Below are 18,497 nucleotides of genomic sequence, written 5' to 3' on the forward strand. Positions count from 1 at the left end.
TCTAAAAGCCATGTAGTCTGGAATCAGGACGGGACGGACTTGCGCCCGTCCCGCCGACCGCCCGCCGGTGAAAAGGGCCGATACACCGGCGAACGCTTGCAATAAGGGTCCAGGGCGCCCAATTCGCAACCCAAGGACTTCTGCCGGGGCTGTCAGACTTTCTATGGAACGAAACACCCAGCGACGCCGGCTGCCGCCGCTCAACGCCCTCCGCGCCTTCGAGGCGGCGGCGCGCCACCTGAACTTCAGCCGCGCCGCCGACGAGCTGTCGGTGACGCCCGGCGCGGTCTCCCAGCAGATCCAGAACCTCGAGGATTACGTCGGCGCGGCCCTCTTCAAGCGCACGCCCAAGGGCCTGCTGCTGACCGACGCGGCCCAGACGGCCCTGCCCGCCCTGCGGGAGGCCTTCGACCGCCTGGCCGAGGCCGCCTCCCTGCTCACCGCCGCCGTCGACGGCCGCCGGCTCACCATCACCGCCGCGCCCTCGTTCGCCGCCAAGTGGCTGGTTCCCAGGCTGGGCGCCTTCGAGCGCGCCCACCCGCAGGTGGACGTGTGGCTGTCGGCCGGCATGGAGCTGGTGGACCTCACCGCCGGCGAGGTGGACATCGCCATCCGCTACGGCGCGGGCCGCTATCCGGGCCTGGAGGTCACCCGGCTGATGAGCGAGACGGTGATCCCCGTGGTCAGCCCCGAGCTGCTCGCCCGGCAACCGCTGGAGACGCCCGAGGACCTGGCCAACCACGTCCTGCTGCACGACGGCTCGCCCGATCCGGACGATTCCTGCCCCGACTGGTCCATGTGGCTGGCGGCCCGGGGCCTGCGCGGCATCGACGGCCAGCGGGGTCCGCGCTTCAACCAATCCAGCCTGGTGATCGAGGCCGCCGCCAACGGCCGGGGCGTGGCGCTGGCCAAGCGGGCGCTCGCCCAGGCCGATCTCGAAGCGGGCCGTCTCGTGGCGCCTTTGCAGATCGCCACCGCCGTCGACTTCGCCTATTACCTCGTCCACCCAAAGGCCAAAGGCCGGCTGCCGCAGGTGAAGGCCTTCATCGGCTGGATCGAAGCGGAGGCCCGGGCGCACGAGGAGGCGCTTCGGGCCATCGACAACGGCGCCGGCATCTGACGATCAGACGAGTAGGATGACGCTAATCACCGAAGACCGGCCGGCGCCCGCCGCCTGCACCACCATGGCGGAAGTGCGCCAGGGCGTGGACGCCCTCGACCGCCAGCTCGTGGCCCTGCTGGCCGAGCGCCAGCGCTACATGGACGCAGCCGCCCGCATCAAGCAGGACCGCGCCGCCGTCCGCGACAACGCCCGCGTCGAGGACGTGGTCGCCAAGGTCAAGGCCGAGGCCCGCAAGGCTGGCCTTTCCGAGGCCATCGCGGAGCCGGTCTGGCGCACCCTGATCGAAGGCTGCATCGCCTACGAATTCGAGGTCTGGGACCGGCTCCGCAGTTAGGCCGTCAGGCCGCTTCCGCCGGCGCCACCGCGCCCGCCAGGAAATCCAGCTTGCCCAACGGCACGCCTTCCTTGCGCAGGAGGGCGTAGGTCGTCGTCACGTGGAAGAGGAAGTTCGGCAGCGAGAACTTCAGCAGGAAGTCGCGGCCGGTGAAGGTCAGCGTCCGGCCGGGCACGGGCAGCTCGATCGTCGCCTCCTCGCGGCCGTTCACCTGCTCCGGCTTGATAGTCTCCAGGAAGGCGATGGTCTTGGCGATCCGCTCGCGCAGCTCCGGGAAGGTCTCCTCCACGTCCGGAAAGCTCGGAGGCGCGATCCCGGCCAGGCGCGCGGCCCCGCCCTTGGCGGCGTCGCTGGCCAGGTGGATCTGGCGGTTCAGGGGATGCATGTCGTCGATCAGGCGGACGCCGGAGTAGCCGTCGGGATCCTTCTCCTGCCCCTTGGCGTGCGCCTCGGCCTTGTCGAGGAAGGCCTGCAGGTTCCTGAGCATCTGCAGGTAGACGGGGATCGAGGCTTCATAGAGTGAAAGCGACACGTGGCGTTCTCCGCGGCCAAGGTTGAAGCCGGGGACATAGGGAGCGCCACGGCGGGCCGCTAGCCGCCGCCGATGCGGGTCAGATAGCCCTCGACCTCGGCCATGGCCTCCGCCAACTCGGCCTTCACCAGCGGCAGCACCGACGGTCCGAGGTTTTCGGCCTGCTCGGCCGCCTGCCCCAGGGCGCGTGCGCCGACCGCGCGGGCCGAGCCCTTGATGGTGTGCGCCAGGTCCTTCCAGTCGGCGCCGGGATTCGCCAGCGACTCGGCCCAGACCTGGGCCTGGTCGCGGAACACGGCCAGCACCTCGGCGATCACCTGCATGTCCCCGGCGCAGAAGGTTTCGAGGTACTCGAAATCCACGACTCCGCGGGCCTCGTTCGCCTGCGCCACACCACCGCTCCTCATTCGCCTTGCCAACGCCGCGAATATGCGTATTTTCCGCGCCCTCGCCGCCGGCCCTCTCGGGAGCCGGAGCCGGGACGGGTGTATAGCTCAGTTGGTAGAGCAGCTGACTCTTAATCAGCGGGTCCAAGGTTCGAATCCTTGTACACCCACCACTTCCTCCAGACAGATCGAAGGCGCGAGGCGCCCTCGGGCGCGGCTCGACCCATGCGGGAAGGCCGCCGGATCGCTCCGGCGGCCCCGCCGCGCCGGCCGGCGTGCTCTTGCGAGCCGCTTCGTGGCCGGCCGTCCGTCAGCTAGGTCAGCGCCGTTCCGGCGGCGTGGCGGCGCGGCCGGACGCCGAGCCCTGGGCCGAGAGGCCCGCGCCGACGCCCGTGCTCGGCCCGATATTCGGCGAAGCGTTGGCGCCGCCCTGGACCGAAGCCCCGCCGGAGGCGCTGGCCGGACCGGCGTCGACGCCGGCTTGGCCGTTCACGCCGGCCGCGGCGGCGAGGTTTGGCGTCTCGGCCTGGCCGAGCGACCGGCTCGCGGCTTCCTGGCCCTGGGCCGAGGCGGAGCGGGCCCGATCGATGCCCGTCTCGGCGGCGCCCTTGGCCGTCTGAGCCGCGCCGCGCGCGGTCCGGCCCGCGGTCTGGCCCGTCGTCCGGGCGGCGTCGCCGACGCGGTGGCCGAGAGCGCCCGTGTCGGCGCCGAGACCGGCCGATCCGGACGCCCGCCCGCCCAGCGAGCCCGTGGCGCCGCCCAAGGCTCCGCCGACGCCGCCCGCCGCCGAGCCGCCCAGGATCTGGGCGTCGGCGACGCCGGCGAACGTCAGGCCGGCGCCCACGGCGAGCGCCGTCAGGATAGTCGTCTTCTGCATCTTCGGCTCTCCTCCAGAAACCCGCCCTTTGGGGTATCCGTCGAACAGGGTGTTTGGTTTCATGGGACGCCGAGAAAATTTCCGGCCGGGACGCTTTTCCGGCCGGTGTGCTAGGGGCTAGGCCCCTGGATCGCCCATGCGCACAAAACGCCGCCCTTCCCACCCGACCGGCCCGGCCCGATGACCGCCGAGACTTCTCGCGACGGCGTCGGCGTCATCGTGCGCCGGGTGGTGGCCAATGCCGGCATGCTGCTGGGCGGCCGGTCGGTGAACGCCCTGCTCGGACTGGGCTACATGGCCATCGCCGGCCGGGCGCTGGGGACCGCCGATCTCGGGGTGCTGGTGCTGATCCACGCCTTCGCCCAGTTCCTGGGGGACGTGGTCAAGTTCCAGTCCTGGCAGACGGTGATCCACTACGGCGCTCGCCCGCTGGCCGAAGGGCGCGCCGCCGATTTCCAGCGCGTGCTGCGCTTCACCCTCCTCCTGGACGCGGGCAGCACCCTGGCGGGCGTGGCCATCGGCATGGGGGGCGCGTTCCTGTTCGCGGACCGGCTCGGGTTCGGCGGGACCCATGCGCCCGCCGCGGCGCTCTACATGCTGAGCATCATCTTCCTGGTCTCGGCCACGCCGCTCGGCCTGCATCGCCTGTTCGACCGGTTCGACGTGCTGGCCCGCCAGACCGCCCTGGTGGCCGTCGTCCGCCTGGTCGGCAGCGCCGTCGCCTGGGCGCTGGACGGCCGCGTCGAGGCCTTCCTGCTCGCCTGGGCGGCCGGGACGCTGGCGGGATGGATCTACATCGTGGGCACGGCCCTCACCGAGCTGAACCGCCGGGGCCTGCTGGCCGGCTTCTCCTGGCGCGGACCGCTCACGGAGGGCCTGCCGGGAGTCTGGCGCTTCGCCTGGAACACCAACCTGTCCTCCACGCTCGACGTGGCCTTCACCCACGTCGCCACGCTGGTGGTCGGCGCCCTCGTGGGCCCGGCCCAGGCCGCCTTCTGGCGGGTCGGCCGCCAGATCGCCGACGCCATCGCCAAGCCCGCCAAGCTGCTCACGCCCGCGCTCTATCCCGAGCTCGCGCGGCTGCGGGCGGACGACCGGCATGACGCCATGTGGCGGCTGGCCCGCCAGGTCGGCCTGCTGGCCGGCGCGGTTGGCGCGGTCCTGCTGGCCGTCGCCCTCTTCGCGGGCAGTCCCCTGCTGACCCTGGTCATGGGTGAGGCCTTCGCGCCCGCGGCGGGCGTCATGAGCTGGCAGGTGGGCGCCGCCGTCATCGGGATCTTCTCCCTGCCGCTCGAACCGATGCTGATCTCCCTGGGCAAGCCGGGGCTCGCCGTGCGGGTCCGCCTGGCGGTCAGCGCCGCCTACCTTGTCGCACTCCCCTTCCTCGTGGCCGCTTTCGGAATTACAGGAGCCGGCGCAGGCCTCGTGGGCGCCGCCGGCGCGCTTGCCCTGGGCCTGCTGTGGTTCATCCTGCGGGAAAGCGGGAGTCGGCGGGGCGGGACGCCGCCTGCGTCCGAATCCGAAGAGACTCTGAAAGGCGAAGTTTGACTCCGACACCGACTGCTCCGGACCGGCCGTTCCGCCTGGGCGGCTTCGCCACGCTGACCGAGGCGCTCGACTTCGCCGCCGGCGGTCCGACCGGCGTCAACCTCTATGGCCTGCGCGGCGAGCTGATCCTCGCCCTGCCCTACGCCGAGCTGCGCGAGCGCGCCCGGGCGCTGGCCGCGCGCCTGCTGGCCGCGGGGCTGAAGCCGCTGGACCGGGTGGGCCTGGTCGCCGAGACCGACACCGACTTCGTGGTCGCCTTCTTCGCCTGCCAGTACGCCCGCCTGACCCCTGCGCCGCTGCCCCTGCCCGCGCCGCTCGGCGGCAAGGACGCCTACGTCGAACAGATCGGCCGCATGCTGGCCTCGGCCCAGGCCGCCGCCGTCTTCGGGCCCGAGGCGCTGATCCCCTGGTTGCGGGACGCCGCCAAGGCCGCCGGCGTGACCCTCGCCGCCCGGGTCCAGGACCTTCCCGAAGCCCCCGCGGCGGACCTGCCGGCGCCGACGCCGGACGAACCCTGCTACGTGCAGTTCTCCTCCGGCAGCACGCGCCACCCCACTGGCGTGCTCTGCACCCACCGCGCCCTGATGGCCAACACGCTGGCCATCACCCGCGACGGCCTGAAGGTGGTCCCCGGCGACCGGGCGCTGTCGTGGCTGCCGCTCTATCACGACATGGGCCTGGTCGGTTTCCTGCTGTCGCCGCTGGCCAGCCAGATGACGGTGGACCTGCTGCCCACGGGGGCGTTCGTGCGCCGGCCGCTGATGTGGCTGGACCTGATCTCGAAGAACAGGGCGACCATCTCCTATAGCCCCACCTTCGGCTACGAGCTCTGCGCCCGGCGCGGCGACGGCTCTCGCGAGGGGCTGGACCTGTCGGCCTGGCGCAGCGCCGGCTGCGGCGGCGACATGGTCCGTCCCGGCCCGCTCCTGAGCTTCGCCGAGCGGTTCGCCCCGGCGGGTTTCAGCGACAAGGCCTTCGTCGCCAGCTACGGCATGGCCGAGGCGACCCTGGCCCTGTCCATGGCCCCGCTGGGCCAGGGGCTGCGGTTCGAAACGGTCGACGTCGACCGGATGGAACGAGAAGGGGTCGTCGTCCCCGGCTCCGGGGCCCGCAGCCGCTCGTTCGTCCGCTGCGGTCCCGTCCTGCCCAACCACGAACTGGAGGTCCGCGACGAGGCGGGCCATCCGCTGCCCGAACTGAAGGTCGGCCGGATCTTCGTGCGCGGCCCCAGCCTGATGCAGGGCTACTTCGGCGAGCCCGAGGCCTCGGCCAAGGTGCTGGACGCCGACGGCTGGCTCGACACCGGCGACCTCGGCTTCCTGATCGAGGGCGAGGTCGTGCCCACCGGCCGGGCCAAGGACCTGATCCTGCTGAACGGCCGCAACGTGTGGCCGCAGGACCTGGAATGGACGGCCGAATCCGAGATCGAGAAGCTGCGCAGCGGCGATGTCGCGGCCTTCTCCGTGGATCGCGCCGAGGGCGAGCAGCTCGTGGTCCTGGTCCAGGCCCGCACCAGCGATCCCGAGGTCCGTCGGGCCCTCGTCGACGATGTCGCCGCCCTGCTGCGCGCCCGTCACGGCGTTGAGGCCCAGGTGGAGCTGGTGGGCGCCCACGCCCTGCCGCAGACCTCGTCCGGCAAGCTCAGCCGCTCCAAGGCGCGCGCCCTCTACATGGCGGGAGCCTTCAAGGCGGAGGCCGCCGCCTGACGCGGATCGCCGCCGTCACGGGCGCCACCGGCTTCCTCGGTCGCCGGCTGGTCCGGGCGCTGGCCGACGACGGCTGGCGCGTCCGCGTCCTCGCCCGGAGGGACCCCATCGATCCGCTCTGGCGGGACGTCGAGCCTGAGGTGGTGCCGGGCGATCTCGCCGACGACGCGGCCCTGGCCCGGCTGGCCCAGGACGCGGACGTGCTCGTCCACGCCGCGGCTCTCGTGAAGGCCCCGGGGCGAACCGATTTCGAGGCCGTGAACCGCGAAGGCGCGCGGCGCGTCGCCCATGCGGCCGCCGGGACGCCCCACGCGGTGCTGGTGTCGAGCCTGGCGGCCCGCGAACCCGGCCTCTCCCACTACGCCGCCAGCAAGCGCGCCGCCGAGGACGCCATGGCCGAGGCGCTGGGGTCGCGCCTCACCATCGCCCGCCCCCCGGCCATCTACGGCCCGGGCGACCGGGAGATGCTGCCGGTGTTCCAGGCGGCGCAGACGAGCCCCGTCCTGCCCGTGCCGAGCGAAACCGCGCGCATCGGCATGATCCATGTGGACGATGCGGCCCGGCAGATCGCCGCCCTCGCCGCCGGCGGCGAGGCGGGCCGCACCGTGGCCCTCAGCGACGACCGGCCCGAGGGCCATAGCTGGCGGGACCTGATGAGCGCCGCCGCCCGGGCGTGCGGCCGGGCGCCCCGCCTCGCGCCCGTTCCGCGCGCGCTCATCCAAGCCATCGGAATCACAAATGATTTCAGGGCCATGCTTGGGGCGTCACCGATGCTGACCTCGGGCAAGGCGCGGGAATTGCTGCATCCGGACTGGGCCATAGCGCCCGAGGAACGCGCCGTGGGCCTGCCGGCGCCGATCCACGCCCTGGAGGGGGGATTCGAGGACACCGTGGCCTGGTACAGACGCGCGGGGTGGATGAAACATTAGCTGCGGTTTTGTGACGTGCCCCCGCCGGAAAGGTGGAAATCCTGAGCGGACATGCTTAGGTACCGGCGCTGCGCAAGCGCTGTGAGCCACTGGGGGCGTTTGAAATGGTGGAACTCGCGACGGATCTCACCGTTCGCGAAGTCGCGAAAGCGGCCGAGACGGTTCTCGGCCGCCCCGTTAACGTGACCGCCGAGACGGACATCGCCCGCGATCTCGCCGTCGATTCGCTTGCGCTCATGAACATCGTCATGGAGCTTGAGGATCGATTCGACCTTTCGATCCCTCTCGACCGGCTGGCGACGGTCCAGACCGTCGGCGATCTCTCCGAACTGATCAACACCCTGCGGATGAAGGCTTAAGGATGGGGCTTCTCGACAAGCACCTGGGGTATCGCGCCCCCCTGGAGGGCATCCGCGCGGTGGGCGCCGATCCGTCCAATGTGCGGTTCGACGCCGTGCTATCCCCGACCGAGGGCATGCTGGACGGCCGGCGGGTCATCCTGCTCGGCACCAACAATTACCTGGGCCTGACCTTCGACCCGGCGTGCATCAAGGCCTCGGCCGCAGCGGTGCGCGAATGGGGCACGGGCACCACCGGCTCGCGTTTCGCCAACGGCACGTTCAGCGGCCACACGGCGCTGGAGCGCGCCCTGGCCGAGTTCTACGGCCGCCGGCACGCCATGGTCTTCACGACCGGCTACCAGGCCAACCTGGGCTCGATCTCGGGCCTCGTGGGCCGCGGCGACCACCTGATCCTGGACGCCGACAGCCACGCCTCGATCTATGACGCGGCCAAGCTCTCGGGCGCCGAGGTCATCCGCTTCCGCCACAACGACCCCGACGACCTGCACAAGCGCCTGAGGCGCCTGGGCGACGCGCCCGGCGGACGGCTGATCGTGGTCGAGGGCATCTATTCGATGATCGGCGATGTGGCTCCGCTGAAGGAGTTCGCCGAGGTCAAGCGCGAGATGGGCGGCTACCTGCTGGTGGACGAGGCCCACTCGATGGGCGTCCTGGGCGAGACGGGCCGGGGCCTGGCCGAAGCGGCCGGCGTCGAGGCCGACGTGGACTTCATCGTCGGCACCTTCTCCAAGAGCCTGGGTTCGGTGGGCGGCTTCCTTGTGTCGAACGAGGAAAACTTCGACCTGCTGCGCATCGTCAGCCGGCCCTACATGTTCACCGCCTCGCTGCCGCCGGCGGTGATCGCCTCGACCCTGACGGCGCTCAAGCGCCTGCAGGACGAACCGGGTCTGCGCGCGCGCCTGTCGGCCAACGCCGACCGGCTCTTCGAGGGCCTGCGCGACATGGGCTATGCGGTGGGGCCCCACGCCAGCCCGATCACCGCCGTCGAGATGCCGGACCAGGCGATGGCCGTGGCCATGTGGAACGCCCTCCTCCAGAACGGCGTCTACCTGAACCTCGCCATCCCGCCGGCCACGCCCGAGAACAAGTCGCTGCTGCGCTCCAGCGTCAGCGCGGCCCACACGCCCGAGCAGATCGACGCCGTCCTGGGCGTCTTCCAGCAACTCGGCCAGGAATTCGGGCTGCTGCCGAGCGCCCGCCGCGCCACGGCCTAGGCTCTCGGCTCCCTGCGCGCGCGGCTCAGCCGCCAAAGCACGCCGGGCGCCGCGAGGATCGGGTGGCGCTCGCGGAACGGGGTGACCTCCAGGGCCACGCCGGTGTGCTTCTCGATCTTGTAGGCCGCGTAGCGCGCCGCGCCCTCGAAGGTGAAGGCGGCCTTGGCCAGCCGCGCCAGGTTCAGCGGCTTGCCCAGCGCCGCGCGCAGGCCCCAGCCCGGCAGACCGCGCTTCACCGGGGCGAACTCACCGCCCTCCTCCCGGAACGCCACGCCCGCGGCGGCCCACGCCAGCGGCAGCAGCCTGGCGAACCGCCCGGCGTACGGCCCCAGCACCGTGTCGGCCCGCCCGGGGCTCTCCACCCGGAACTCGGCGGCGTAGGTCCTGCGGAACAGCGCGGTCCAGAACGTCTCGGGCGGCCCTCGTTCCGGCCCCAGGGCGGCGGCGTAGCGCGAAGCGGTGCGCACGGCCGCGACCACCGCCTCCACCACCGGCGCCTCGTCGCCCGCGCTCCAGGCTATGGCCGCCGGCTGCACGAAGCGGGTCCAGATGGTGGTGTCCAGCGTCCGCCCCTCGGCGGCGCGGCGGAACACGTCCAGCGGCAGGGTGGCGACCTTGGCCTGCAGCCGTTCGCCGGGGGCTTCGAACTCGCGGTAGCTCACCTCGGGCCAGAGCACCCGTTCGACCAGGCCGCGGAAACCCTTGCGGTGCGGCGCCTTCGTCAGCACGTAGAAGTCCAGCAGGCCGGAAAGGTCGCCCGTGCGCAGGGTAGAGCCGTAGTAGAGCACGGCCAGGTCGCGGGCCGGATCGGCCAGGCCGGCCGCCAGGGCCCGGACCGGCTCGGGGAGCGGCCGGGCCAGCTCTTCGGCGACCAGATCCCGCAGGCCCTGGGTCACGTGACCACGAACGCGATGTCGGGCCCCTGCCGCACGATCAGGTCGCCGCCGGGATAGATCTCTCCATCCAGGGTGAAATGGCCGTCGAACGACAGGGCCAGTTCCGCGAGGTCGCGCCGCCGATAGCCGGCGCGCTCCAGCCAGGGCGCCTGGGAGCCCGAGAGGATGGCCGGGGCCGCGAAGGGCAGCTTGCGGGGCGGAGCCTCGACCGCCAGCGCCTTCAACCCCTCGTGCGGAGGGCCGAACAGCTTCAGCCCCAGCGGGAAGCGCTTGAGCGTCGCGGCCAGGACCAGGAACCAGTCCCGGCTCTCGGCCGGCGCGCCGCCCAGGGCGAGCGTGGCCGGCTCGCCGCGCCGCCAGGGATCGTCCGGCCCGCCCGCCAGCGTGCGGGCGGCCGCCCCCAGGATGGTCATCACGATGGCCGCGTTGTCGAAGAAGCCCAGGCCATGGGTCTCCTGGGCCAGCTCCGTGCCCCGCACGAAGGCGCCCATGCCGAACAGGAAGCCCCGGTGCTCGGGCGCCTCGTGTCCCGACCGGATCACCTCCAGGCAGGCGCGGACCTTCCGCTTGGTCGGGTCGCGGGCGGCCGCCAGCATGGCCCGCACCGGCGTCTCCAGCGGCACCCCCAGGTCAAGGGCGAGCGCATTGGTCTTGCCGTTCGGGATGACGCCGAACGTCGGCAGCTTGTCCCCGTAGGCCTTCGAGGCCCGGGTCAGCACGTCGCGCACCGTGCCGTCACCGCCGTCGATCACCACCAGGTCCACGCCCGACTGGGCGAACCAGGCCAGCGCCTCATAGAGGTCGTCCGGCTGATCCGGGACCACCTCGAGCACCCCGGGCGGCGCGTCGGCCGGGGCCGCCGCCTGGTTGCGGTGGCTCTTCAGGTTGCGGATTACGCCGGCGCGGATCAACGCGAGAACCAGGACACGACCTGGCCCTTCGGCATGGCCATGGCTTGCAGCACCTGGACGAGGTGCACGACGAGGCAGACCGCCGTCCACAGGCCGACCAGGAACAGGCCCACGCCCGGCTGGCCGACCAGCCAGGCGAGCGTCAGCACGATCATGTTGGGGTTCCGCCGGGCCGTGATCAGCCGGAAGAAACTGTCGAACCGCCGCCAGGAATGCACGTGGAAGCCGAAGAGGCGCATGAAGACGCCCTCCTCCACGCGCTGAAGCACATAGCCGGCCAGGATCACGCCCAGGGTCAGCTCGGGATAGGGCGGCGGCAGTCCGACCTTGAAGCAGCCCACGTACCAGGCCCACCACCAGAAAGGAGGGTGGATCAGATCGATGCCGTGGTCGAAGACGTTGCCCCACTTGGACGAGGTCATGGTCGTCCGGGCGAGCTTGCCGTCCACGGTGTCCAGGAAGGTCATGATCCAGCCGGCCACCAGGCCCCAGCCGAACTCGCCGATCCAGAACAGCCAGAAGGCCACGAGCACCAGCACGAAGCCCGCGAAGGTCACCATGTTGGGCGTCAGCTTCGCCTGGGCGCACCAGCGGGTGACGATGCGCGCCGGGACCGGCCAGACGTACTTGGTGACGACATCGGTGACGCCCTTGTACGAGCCGGCGAAGGTGCGGGCCTCGATCTCGCGGACGTTGTCGGCGGTCAGCCTCGCCAGCACCGGCGCCTCGCGCTTGCGCAGCGCCTCGTTGTAGGCGAGCTCGGCCGGGGAGAGCTGGGCCAGCCCCTCGGGCGCCCGGCCGGCCAGCAGGTCGGCGGCCGCGGCCTCGGCGTCCTCCGAGGCCACATGGGCGGCCACGGCGCGGCCGTCGTCGCAGACCAGCACCGAGCCCGGACGCTGGGCGAGCGTGCCAATCAGGCTCTCGTCGTAGACCCAGTCGCCCAGGGTCAGGACCACCGTCCGGCCCGGCGGCACATAGTCGACCTCGCCCACCTCCACGCCGGCGCGCACATACATCCGGCGCAGCCGCTCGCGCGCGGTCATGCCCCAGATGCGGACCTCACCCGACCCCAGCGTCACGCCCAGCGGCGCGGTCCTGTCCTCAACAGCCGTCAAAACTCTCGCGCGCCCCTCACGCAAATCGTCGGAACCTGATACCCACGCCAGGCGCCCCTTGGATAGAACGCGGCCCCGAATTGTCCACCTTCCGCCTCGCGCATCTCTCGGACCCGCACCTTTCGCCGCCGGTCCTGCCCTTCCGCTGGCGGGACCTGGCGTCGAAACGGCTGCTGAGCCGTTTCGCCTGGCGCCGCAAGCGGCATCGGCACAGCCCCGAAGTCCTCGCCACGATCGCCGCCGACGTGCGTGACAGCGCCCCGGATCACATCGTCATAACCGGCGACCTCACCAATTTCGCGACACCCGAGGAGTTCGACGCCGCGGCCGCCTGGCTGCGCGACCTGGGCGATCCCGCCACGATCACCGTCAGCCCGGGGAATCACGACGCCCTGGTTTCCCATGCTACCCCCGACCGTTTCGCGCCTTGGCGCCCCTGGCTGGGGGACGATCCGGAAGCGGGCTTCCCGCGGCTCAGGGTCCGCGGCCCCGTGGCCATCCTGAACCTCTGCTCGGCCGTCCCCACCGCCCCCCACCTGGCGCGGGGAACGCTCGGAGCCGACCAGCTTGCGCGCCTCGCGGCGCTGCTGCGGGAGACCAAGGCCGAGGGCCTCTACCGTGTCCTCCTGCTCCACCATCCCGTCGCGGCCGGAGCGGTGTCGCGGCGCAAGTCCCTGACCGACGCCGCCGAGCTTCGCCGCGTGCTTGCGGAGGCGGGCGCCGAACTCGTGCTGCACGGCCACGCGCACGAGCCGCTGCTGCATCGCGTGCAGGGACCGGGCGGCGCGATTCCCGTGCTGGGCGTCCCTTCGGCGTCGACGCCGCACGGCCAGCACGATCCGGCCGCCCGTTGGCACGCCATCGAGATCACCCGCAAGACCGGCGTTTTCCGCACCCGGATCGTCGCCCGCGGCGTTGGCCCGGACCGGCGGATCGAACCCCTCGGCGCCTATGCGCTTACCGCCTGATCGGCCGTTCACCCTTTTATGGACGTGACGGGCTCCCTATGATCTGTCGCCGCCCCGCCGCTCATCTGGCATGCACGCGCCCGAGACGAATCCCGCTGTGACGAATCCCACCGCCCGAAAATTCGGCTATCCGCGGACCCTGGTCGCCGAGACGGACCGCTGGCTGGTCCTCGTGCGGCCGCAGCAGCCGACGTTCGGCGCGCTGGTCCTGGTCTGCAAGGATGCGGCCGAGGCCTTCTCGGACCTGAGCCCCGAGGCGTTCGCGGACCTGAAGGTCGCCGTGGGCGGGATCGAGTCCCTGCTGTCCGAAGCCGTCGGCTGCCAGCGGATCAACTATCTGATGCTGATGATGGTGGACCGGGACGTCCACTTCCATGTCCTGCCACGCTACGAAGGCGCCCGCGAGCACGGCGGCCGGACCTTCGCCGACGCCGGCTGGCCGGGGCCGCCGCAGCTTTCAACCCACGTCGCGCTGGACGAGGACGCGGCGGCGGCGCTCGCCGCCGACTTCGCCGCCCGCTGGCGGTCGTGACACTCCGCGTACCGGGGGGGAACGTGAGCCTCATCGACCGTTATCTCCTCCGGATGGCCCTGTGGCCCATGATCGGGGCGACCGGCGTCACCCTGGTGGCCCTGCTGCTCGAACGCATCCTGCGCCTGCTCGACCTCCTGTCGGGCAGCAGCGACCGGTTCGGCTTCGTGGCCCAGCTCGCGGTCAATCTCGTCCCCCACTACATCGGCCTGACCCTGCCGGCGGCGTTCTTCATCGCCCTGGTGATCGTCGTGAACCGGATGAACCAGGCGTCCGAGGTCGACGCCCTGCTCGCGGCGGGCGTCTCGCTCACACGTCTGGCGGCTCCCTACCTCTGCCTGGCGGCGGGCCTCAGCGTCGTCACCCTGATCGTGTTCGGCGCCCTCCAGCCCTACAGCCGCTACGCCTACCGCGCGGTGCTGCATGCGGCCCAGAACGCCGGCTGGAGCGGCGCTGTGCCCGAGGGCACGATCATCGAGCCCGACGACAACCTCACCATGACCACCGACGAGGCCGACGCCGCAGGCCAGCGGCTCACGCGGGTGTTCATCCGCCGCGTCACGCCCCAGGGACGCGAGGAGATCACCACCGCCGGCATGGCCGAACTGCGCCGCACGATGGACGGCCAGAACGTCACCCTGCACCTGCAGAACGGCCAGCAGCTCCGCTTCAACGCCCGGGGCGAGCCCGAGCTGCTGAGCTTCAGAGACTTCACCATGCAGCTTCCGCTCAAGGGCCCTGCGCGGCTGTTGCGGGCCCGCGGCGGCGACGAGCGGGAATTGAACCTCTTCGAGCTGGCCGCCCAGGCGCGGAACCCGCACTCCGTGATACCGCGCGAGACCCTGCTGGCCGAGCTCTATGGGCGTCTGGCCCGCGCGTTCGCCCTGCCGCTCCTGCCCCTGCTCGCGGTGCCCCTGGGGCTCTCCGCCAAGCGCAGCGGGCGCGCGCCCGGAGTCATCGTGGGCGGCCTGCTGCTGCTCGCCTTCCACCACCTGATCCAGCTCGGCCAGAGCTTCGCCCAGACCGGCCGCGCGCCGGCCGAGCTGAGCGTCGGCCTGCCGTTCCTGGGCTTCGCCGCCATCTGCTTCACCGTCTTCCTGACCAGCCGCAAGCGACCGGGCGAGACGCCGATCGGCCGGCTGATGGAGCACCTCGCCAACGTGGCCGCGCGCATCCGCGCCCGGATCCGCCCCGAGCCCCAGGGAGCGACGGCGTGAAGCTGGGCGCCTATCTCTTCAAGCTGGTGGCGGGCCGCATCCTGGCGGCGCTGCTGGTCCTCGTCGGCATCCTGCAGATCCTGGACCTGCTGGACGTGACGACCGAGATCCTCGACCGCAAGCTCGGTTCGGCCGGGATCGCCTACTACGCCCTCCTGCGCCTCCCTCGGCTGATCGAACAGTCGGCGCCGCTCGCGGTGCTGGCGGGGTCGCTCTTCGCCTTCGCCAAGCTGGCCCAGGAAAGCGCCGTGACGGCGTTGCGCTCCACCGGCGTCTCGGCCTACCGGATCACCGTCATGGCCCTGCCGGCCGCGGCGGTCCTCGCGGCCGCCCAACTGGTTATCGGCCTCTACGTCGCCCCCAAGGCGGACGCGACGCTCAGCGCCTGGTGGCAGGCGAGCACCCCGCGAGAGGAGGTCAAACCCGCCTCCAGCCTCACCTTCCGGGTCGGCGACGAGATCGTGACCGCCAGGCCCAGCGAGGACGGACGCCGCCTCGCCGACGTGATCATCTACCGGCGAAACGCCGCCGGCCAACTGGTCCAGCGCACCAGCGCCCAGGCCGCCGTCCATCAGGCCGACGGCTGGCGCCTGGAGAATCCCCGCTTCGAGGCGATCCAGGCGGCGGGGGTGAGCACGGGCGCGGCCCGCACCATGATCTGGACCCAGAACATCCGCCCGGCCGACATCGTGGCGCTGCAGTCCAGCCAGTCCACCGTCACCCCCGCCGAGGCCAGGCGCGCGCTCCGGGGCGGCGTCTCGGTTCGGCCCAAGACCTTCTACGACACCCAGGTCCAGCGCGCCTGGGCAGGCCCCGCCGCCTGCCTCGTCATGCTGCTGCTGGCCGCGCCGGCCGCGCTCGCGAACTTCCGAGGCGGCAGCGCCACCCTGATCGCACAGTGCCTGGCGGCGGGGCTGCTGTTCCTGGTCTTCGACGGGGCCTTCACGGCGCTGGGCGAGAACGGCGCTGCGCCGGCGATCTTGGCGGCCTGGGCCGCGCCTGCGATCTTCGCCGCTCTGGGCGCCACCGCCCTGCTCTACCTGGAGGGCTGATGGCCTACGATCGTCCGGGCGCGGCCGTCGAGATCGTCCCCGTCTCCACCCCGCGCGAACTGGAGCGGTTCATCCGCCTGCCGATGCGCCTGGGAGCGGGCGATCCGAACTACATCGCGCCCCTGATGCTGGAACGGCGCGAGGCGCTGCGGGCCAGGTCCAACCCCTTCTTCGACCACGCGGACGTGCAGTTCTGGCTGGCCGTGAGGAACGGCAGGGACGTGGGCCGGATCAGCGCCCAGATCGACCATCTCAACCCCCAGACCAAGGAGGGCTACGGCAACTTCGGCCTTATCGCCGCCGAGGACGATCCCGAGGTCTTCGCCGCCCTGCTGGCCGAGGCCGAGGCGTGGCTGAAGGCGCGCGGCTGCCGCGCCGCGCTGGGCCCCGTCAACCTGTCCACCAACGAGGAGGTGGGCCTGCTGGTCGAGGGCCACGACACCCCGCCGATGTTCATGATGGGCCATGACGCGCCCTGGACCGGCGCCCGAATCGAGGCGCAGGGCTACGTCAAGGCGAAGGACCTCTTGGCCTACCAGTGCAGCGTCGCCGACGACCTGCCGGAGTCCATCCGCCGGCGCATCCGCAAGGGCCCGGCCGAGGGCGTGACCCTGCGCATGCTGGACATGAAGCGCTTTGGCGAGGAGGTCCGCACGCTCACCGGCATCCTGAACGACGCCTGGTCCGGCAACTGGGGCTTCACGCCCACGACCGAGGCCGAGACCAAACAGCTCGCCACCGCGCTCAAGGCCGTCATTGATCCGCGCCTGACCTGGTTCGCGGAGATCGACGGCGAGCCCGCGGGCTTCATGGTGCTGCTGCCCAACGTCAACGAGGCGATCGCCGACCTGGGCGGCAGGCTGCTGCCGTTCGGCTGGGCGAAGCTGCTGTGGCGGCTGAAGGTGAAGGGCCTGAAGACCGGCCGGGTGCCGCTGATGGGCGTGAAGCGCAGGTTCGCCAGCACGCACCGGGGACAGCTCCTGCCCTTCCAGCTCATCGACGCCGTCGTGCAGGCCGCCCGCAAGCAGGGTTACCGGAGCTACGAGCTGTCGTGGATCCTCGAGGACAACCAGGCCATGCGCCGGATTTGCGAGGCGGGCGGCGCGCGCGTCTACAAGACCTACCGCCTCTACGAGAAGGCCCTGGCGTGACCGGCTTCTCGGCCCTGATCCTGGCCGGGTCGCGCGGCGGCGCGGACCCGGTCGCCGACTACGCGGGCGTCGCCCACAAGGCGCTGATCGAGCTGGAGAGCCGCCCCCTGCTCGCGCGCGTGGCCAAGGCCCTGCGGGCGGCGGGCGCGGGTCGCATTGCGGTGTCCTGCAACGATCCCGCCGTTCGCGAGCTGGCGACCCGCCTCGGCCTGGAGGTGCTGGACGCCGCCGCCGGTCCCAGCCTGAGTGTCCAGCAGGGCGCCGAAGCCCTGGGCTTTCCCCTGCTGGTCACCACCGCCGACCACGCCCTGCTGCGCCCGGAGTGGATCACGCGCTTCCTCGCCGACCTGCCCGCCGAGGCCGAGATCGCCGCCATGGTCGCGTCCCGCACCGCCGTGGAGGCCGCTGCGCCCGGCACGAAGCGGACCTACCTCAGGCTCGCCGACGGCGACTGGTCGGGCTGCAACCTGTTCTTCCTGCGCAACAAGCGCGCCCTGGGGGCCGTGGCCTTCTGGCGGCGGCTGGAGGCCGAGCGCAAGCGGCCTTGGCGCATGGCCCGCATCCTGGGGCCGGGCGTGCTCGTGCGGTATATCCTGGGTCGTCTCAGCCTGTCGGGCGCGGCGCGGCGGTTGGGCGATCTGGCAGGCGTCGAGGCGGCCGTGGTGGCGACGCCCTATGGCCTAGCGGCCGTCGACGTGGACAAGCCCGCCGACCTCGATCTGGTGCGGTCGCTGACCGGGGGCTAGGCAGGCGCCTTGGCGGCCTCGGCCTTCACCCAGCCCGCGCTAAGGCGGGTGAGGTTCTCCACGTCTTCCGGGAAGTCCATCTCGCCCCACTCCAGCTCCTCGATGGACTGGATGCGCACGTCCACGCCGGCCTTGGCCAGTTCGTCGATGACGCTGAGATACCAGCGCTTCAGGCCCTCGGTCTTCTGCAGGGCGTGCTCAACGCCGGCCCGGAACTTCGCCGCGCCGACCGCCGAGAAGCGCAGGAAGCCGATGGATTCCGCGTCATAGGCCTCGATGGTCTTGCCGATGGCCAGCAGCTTGCCGTCCCGGCTCAGCACCTTCATGTCGTCGGCGTCGTAGGACGGTTTGCGGTCCACGGTGACGGTGATCTCGGCCTCGGGCGCGGCCAGCAGGCGCTCGACGATCCCCGGGCCCGGCAGGGTGTCGCCGTTGAGGACCAGCACCTCGCGGTCGAACTCCTCGCGCACGATCCAGCACGATGCCAGGTTATCGGCCACCGAGTAGAAGGGATTGAAGCAGAGCCGCGCCTTGAGGCGCTTCAGCGGGAGCTCGCGGATCTCGGCCTCAACGGCGTCGGCCCGGAAGCCCGTGACGATCACCGCCTCCTCGATCCCGGCGGCCTCCAGTCGCATGAGCTGCCAGGCGAGCAGCGACCGGCCCGAGAGCGGCACCAGGCACTTCGGGCGCGTCTCGGTCAGGGGCAACAGGCGCTTGCCCTGCCCGGCGCTGAGGATGATGGCTCTCTTGGGCGTGGTCACGAACCTATCCGTGGGAGAAGGTCAGGCGGAGGCGGAACCGTCGGGAGGTTCGACGGGGCCATATCTAGTTGACGTTCCGGAAATGTGAAGAAACCCCGCAAGGCGAGCGGCCTGCGGGGTTTCTTGCGTCTCATCGC

Annotated in this window: 20 protein-coding genes and 1 tRNA gene; 14 read left to right on the forward strand and 7 right to left on the reverse strand. The window is 71.6% G+C overall.

Annotation, left to right across the window (positions count from 1 at the left end):
* The first annotated feature begins 163 nt into the window (after positions 1-163).
* Together gcvA and ACK4TT_RS03915 are read left to right on the forward strand one after the other, a co-directional pair.
* A complete protein-coding gene (gcvA, locus tag ACK4TT_RS03910; protein WP_409640480.1) occupies positions 164-1,120 on the forward strand; it encodes a transcriptional regulator GcvA in 957 nt (318 codons plus the stop codon).
* Positions 1,121-1,136: 16 nt separating this feature from the next.
* Positions 1,137-1,457, forward strand: coding sequence for a chorismate mutase (locus ACK4TT_RS03915; protein WP_409640483.1), 321 nt, complete (start codon positions 1,137-1,139; stop codon positions 1,455-1,457).
* A gap of 4 nt (positions 1,458-1,461) precedes the next feature.
* Here the strand turns inward: ACK4TT_RS03915 and ACK4TT_RS03920 are convergent, their stop codons facing one another.
* Complete coding sequence (locus tag ACK4TT_RS03920; protein ID WP_409640485.1) at positions 1,462-1,989, reverse strand: DUF1993 family protein; 528 nt, start codon at positions 1,987-1,989, stop codon at positions 1,462-1,464.
* Positions 1,990-2,048: 59 nt separating this feature from the next.
* Entirely contained in the window at positions 2,049-2,381 is a 333-nt protein-coding gene (locus tag ACK4TT_RS03925) for an Hpt domain-containing protein (protein ID WP_409640488.1), read from the reverse strand.
* A 91-nt stretch (positions 2,382-2,472) separates the two neighbouring features.
* Here ACK4TT_RS03925 and ACK4TT_RS03930 point away from each other — a divergent pair.
* A tRNA-Lys gene (locus ACK4TT_RS03930) sits at positions 2,473-2,548 on the forward strand.
* Between the two features lie 146 nt (positions 2,549-2,694).
* Here ACK4TT_RS03930 and ACK4TT_RS03935 read toward each other — a convergent pair.
* A complete protein-coding gene (locus tag ACK4TT_RS03935; protein WP_410212487.1) occupies positions 2,695-3,252 on the reverse strand; it encodes a hypothetical protein in 558 nt (185 codons plus the stop codon).
* A 180-nt stretch (positions 3,253-3,432) separates the two neighbouring features.
* Here ACK4TT_RS03935 and ACK4TT_RS03940 point away from each other — a divergent pair, with 180 nt between their 5' ends.
* The 5 genes from ACK4TT_RS03940 (at position 3,433) to spt (ending at position 9,011) form a co-directional block, all read left to right on the forward strand.
* A complete protein-coding gene (locus ACK4TT_RS03940) occupies positions 3,433-4,800 on the forward strand; it encodes a lipopolysaccharide biosynthesis protein (RefSeq protein WP_409640494.1) in 1,368 nt (455 codons plus the stop codon).
* Positions 4,797-6,506 carry a fatty acyl-AMP ligase gene (locus tag ACK4TT_RS03945; RefSeq protein WP_409640497.1) on the forward strand — a complete coding sequence of 570 codons (1,710 nt, stop codon included), beginning with the start codon at positions 4,797-4,799 and terminating at the stop codon, positions 6,504-6,506. The genes ACK4TT_RS03940 and ACK4TT_RS03945 overlap by 4 nt, the downstream gene beginning before the upstream one ends.
* A 5-nt stretch (positions 6,507-6,511) precedes the next feature.
* Entirely contained in the window at positions 6,512-7,435 is a 924-nt protein-coding gene (locus ACK4TT_RS03950; RefSeq protein WP_409640579.1) for an NAD-dependent epimerase/dehydratase family protein, read from the forward strand.
* A 107-nt stretch (positions 7,436-7,542) separates the two neighbouring features.
* On the forward strand, positions 7,543-7,794 hold the full coding sequence (locus ACK4TT_RS03955; protein WP_409640582.1) for an acyl carrier protein: 252 nt from the start codon (positions 7,543-7,545) through the stop codon (positions 7,792-7,794).
* 2 nt (positions 7,795-7,796) lie between these two features.
* Complete coding sequence (gene spt, locus ACK4TT_RS03960; protein WP_409640500.1) at positions 7,797-9,011, forward strand: serine palmitoyltransferase; 1,215 nt, start codon at positions 7,797-7,799, stop codon at positions 9,009-9,011.
* Here spt and ACK4TT_RS03965 read toward each other — a convergent pair.
* The 3 genes from ACK4TT_RS03965 to ACK4TT_RS03975 are packed head-to-tail and all read right to left on the reverse strand — an operon-like array spanning position 9,008 to position 11,861.
* Entirely contained in the window at positions 9,008-9,907 is a 900-nt protein-coding gene (locus ACK4TT_RS03965) for a hypothetical protein (RefSeq protein ID WP_410212488.1), read from the reverse strand. The two genes, spt and ACK4TT_RS03965, sit on opposite strands and share 4 nt — an antisense overlap.
* Entirely contained in the window at positions 9,904-10,818 is a 915-nt protein-coding gene (locus tag ACK4TT_RS03970; RefSeq protein ID WP_409640505.1) for a diacylglycerol/lipid kinase family protein, read from the reverse strand. Before ACK4TT_RS03970 ends, ACK4TT_RS03965 begins: the two co-directional genes overlap by 4 nt.
* A complete protein-coding gene (locus ACK4TT_RS03975; protein ID WP_410212498.1) occupies positions 10,815-11,861 on the reverse strand; it encodes a CDP-alcohol phosphatidyltransferase family protein in 1,047 nt (348 codons plus the stop codon). The genes ACK4TT_RS03970 and ACK4TT_RS03975 overlap by 4 nt, the downstream gene beginning before the upstream one ends.
* A gap of 152 nt (positions 11,862-12,013) precedes the next feature.
* Here ACK4TT_RS03975 and ACK4TT_RS03980 point away from each other — a divergent pair, with 152 nt between their 5' ends.
* The 6 genes from ACK4TT_RS03980 to ACK4TT_RS04005 all read left to right on the forward strand — a co-directional run bounded on the left by ACK4TT_RS03980 (position 12,014) and on the right by ACK4TT_RS04005 (position 17,599).
* Positions 12,014-12,901, forward strand: a complete 888-nt coding sequence (locus ACK4TT_RS03980; protein ID WP_409640507.1) for a metallophosphoesterase family protein — start codon at positions 12,014-12,016, stop codon at positions 12,899-12,901.
* A 97-nt stretch (positions 12,902-12,998) separates the two neighbouring features.
* A complete protein-coding gene (locus tag ACK4TT_RS03985; RefSeq protein WP_409640510.1) occupies positions 12,999-13,433 on the forward strand; it encodes an HIT family protein in 435 nt (144 codons plus the stop codon).
* Between the two features lie 23 nt (positions 13,434-13,456).
* The gene (locus ACK4TT_RS03990; RefSeq protein ID WP_409640513.1) at positions 13,457-14,650 is read left to right on the forward strand and encodes an LptF/LptG family permease; all 1,194 of its coding nucleotides are present in this window, start codon (positions 13,457-13,459) and stop codon (positions 14,648-14,650) included.
* Positions 14,647-15,702, forward strand: a complete 1,056-nt coding sequence (locus tag ACK4TT_RS03995; protein ID WP_409640516.1) for an LptF/LptG family permease — start codon at positions 14,647-14,649, stop codon at positions 15,700-15,702. The genes ACK4TT_RS03990 and ACK4TT_RS03995 overlap by 4 nt, the downstream gene beginning before the upstream one ends.
* Entirely contained in the window at positions 15,702-16,853 is a 1,152-nt protein-coding gene (locus tag ACK4TT_RS04000) for a dATP pyrophosphohydrolase (RefSeq protein ID WP_409640519.1), read from the forward strand. The genes ACK4TT_RS03995 and ACK4TT_RS04000 overlap by 1 nt, the downstream gene beginning before the upstream one ends.
* On the forward strand, positions 16,850-17,599 hold the full coding sequence (locus ACK4TT_RS04005; RefSeq protein ID WP_409640522.1) for a nucleotidyltransferase family protein: 750 nt from the start codon (positions 16,850-16,852) through the stop codon (positions 17,597-17,599). The genes ACK4TT_RS04000 and ACK4TT_RS04005 overlap by 4 nt, the downstream gene beginning before the upstream one ends.
* Here ACK4TT_RS04005 and ACK4TT_RS04010 read toward each other — a convergent pair.
* Entirely contained in the window at positions 17,596-18,360 is a 765-nt protein-coding gene (locus tag ACK4TT_RS04010; RefSeq protein ID WP_409640525.1) for a sugar phosphate nucleotidyltransferase, read from the reverse strand. The genes ACK4TT_RS04005 and ACK4TT_RS04010 overlap by 4 nt on opposite strands.
* Between the last annotated feature and the right edge of the window lie 137 nt (positions 18,361-18,497).

Origin of the sequence: Phenylobacterium sp. (assembly GCF_046463815.1) — a bacterium.
Classification (GTDB): domain Bacteria; phylum Pseudomonadota; class Alphaproteobacteria; order Caulobacterales; family Caulobacteraceae; genus Phenylobacterium.

What these genes read in the sequence shown, in the direction of transcription:
- gcvA (WP_409640480.1), top strand. Translation starts at nt 164, where the DNA reads ATGGAACGAAACACCCAGCGACGCCGGCTGCCGCCGCTCAACGCCCTC.
- ACK4TT_RS03915 (WP_409640483.1), top strand. Translation starts at nt 1,137, where the DNA reads ATGACGCTAATCACCGAAGACCGGCCGGCGCCCGCCGCCTGCACCACC.
- ACK4TT_RS03935 (WP_410212487.1), bottom strand. Translation starts at nt 3,252, where the DNA reads ATGCAGAAGACGACTATCCTGACGGCGCTCGCCGTGGGCGCCGGCCTG.
- ACK4TT_RS03940 (WP_409640494.1), top strand. Translation starts at nt 3,433, where the DNA reads ATGACCGCCGAGACTTCTCGCGACGGCGTCGGCGTCATCGTGCGCCGG.
- spt (WP_409640500.1), top strand. Translation starts at nt 7,797, where the DNA reads ATGGGGCTTCTCGACAAGCACCTGGGGTATCGCGCCCCCCTGGAGGGC.
- ACK4TT_RS03975 (WP_410212498.1), bottom strand. Translation starts at nt 11,861, where the DNA reads ATGACCGCGCGCGAGCGGCTGCGCCGGATGTATGTGCGCGCCGGCGTG.
- ACK4TT_RS04000 (WP_409640519.1), top strand. Translation starts at nt 15,702, where the DNA reads ATGGCCTACGATCGTCCGGGCGCGGCCGTCGAGATCGTCCCCGTCTCC.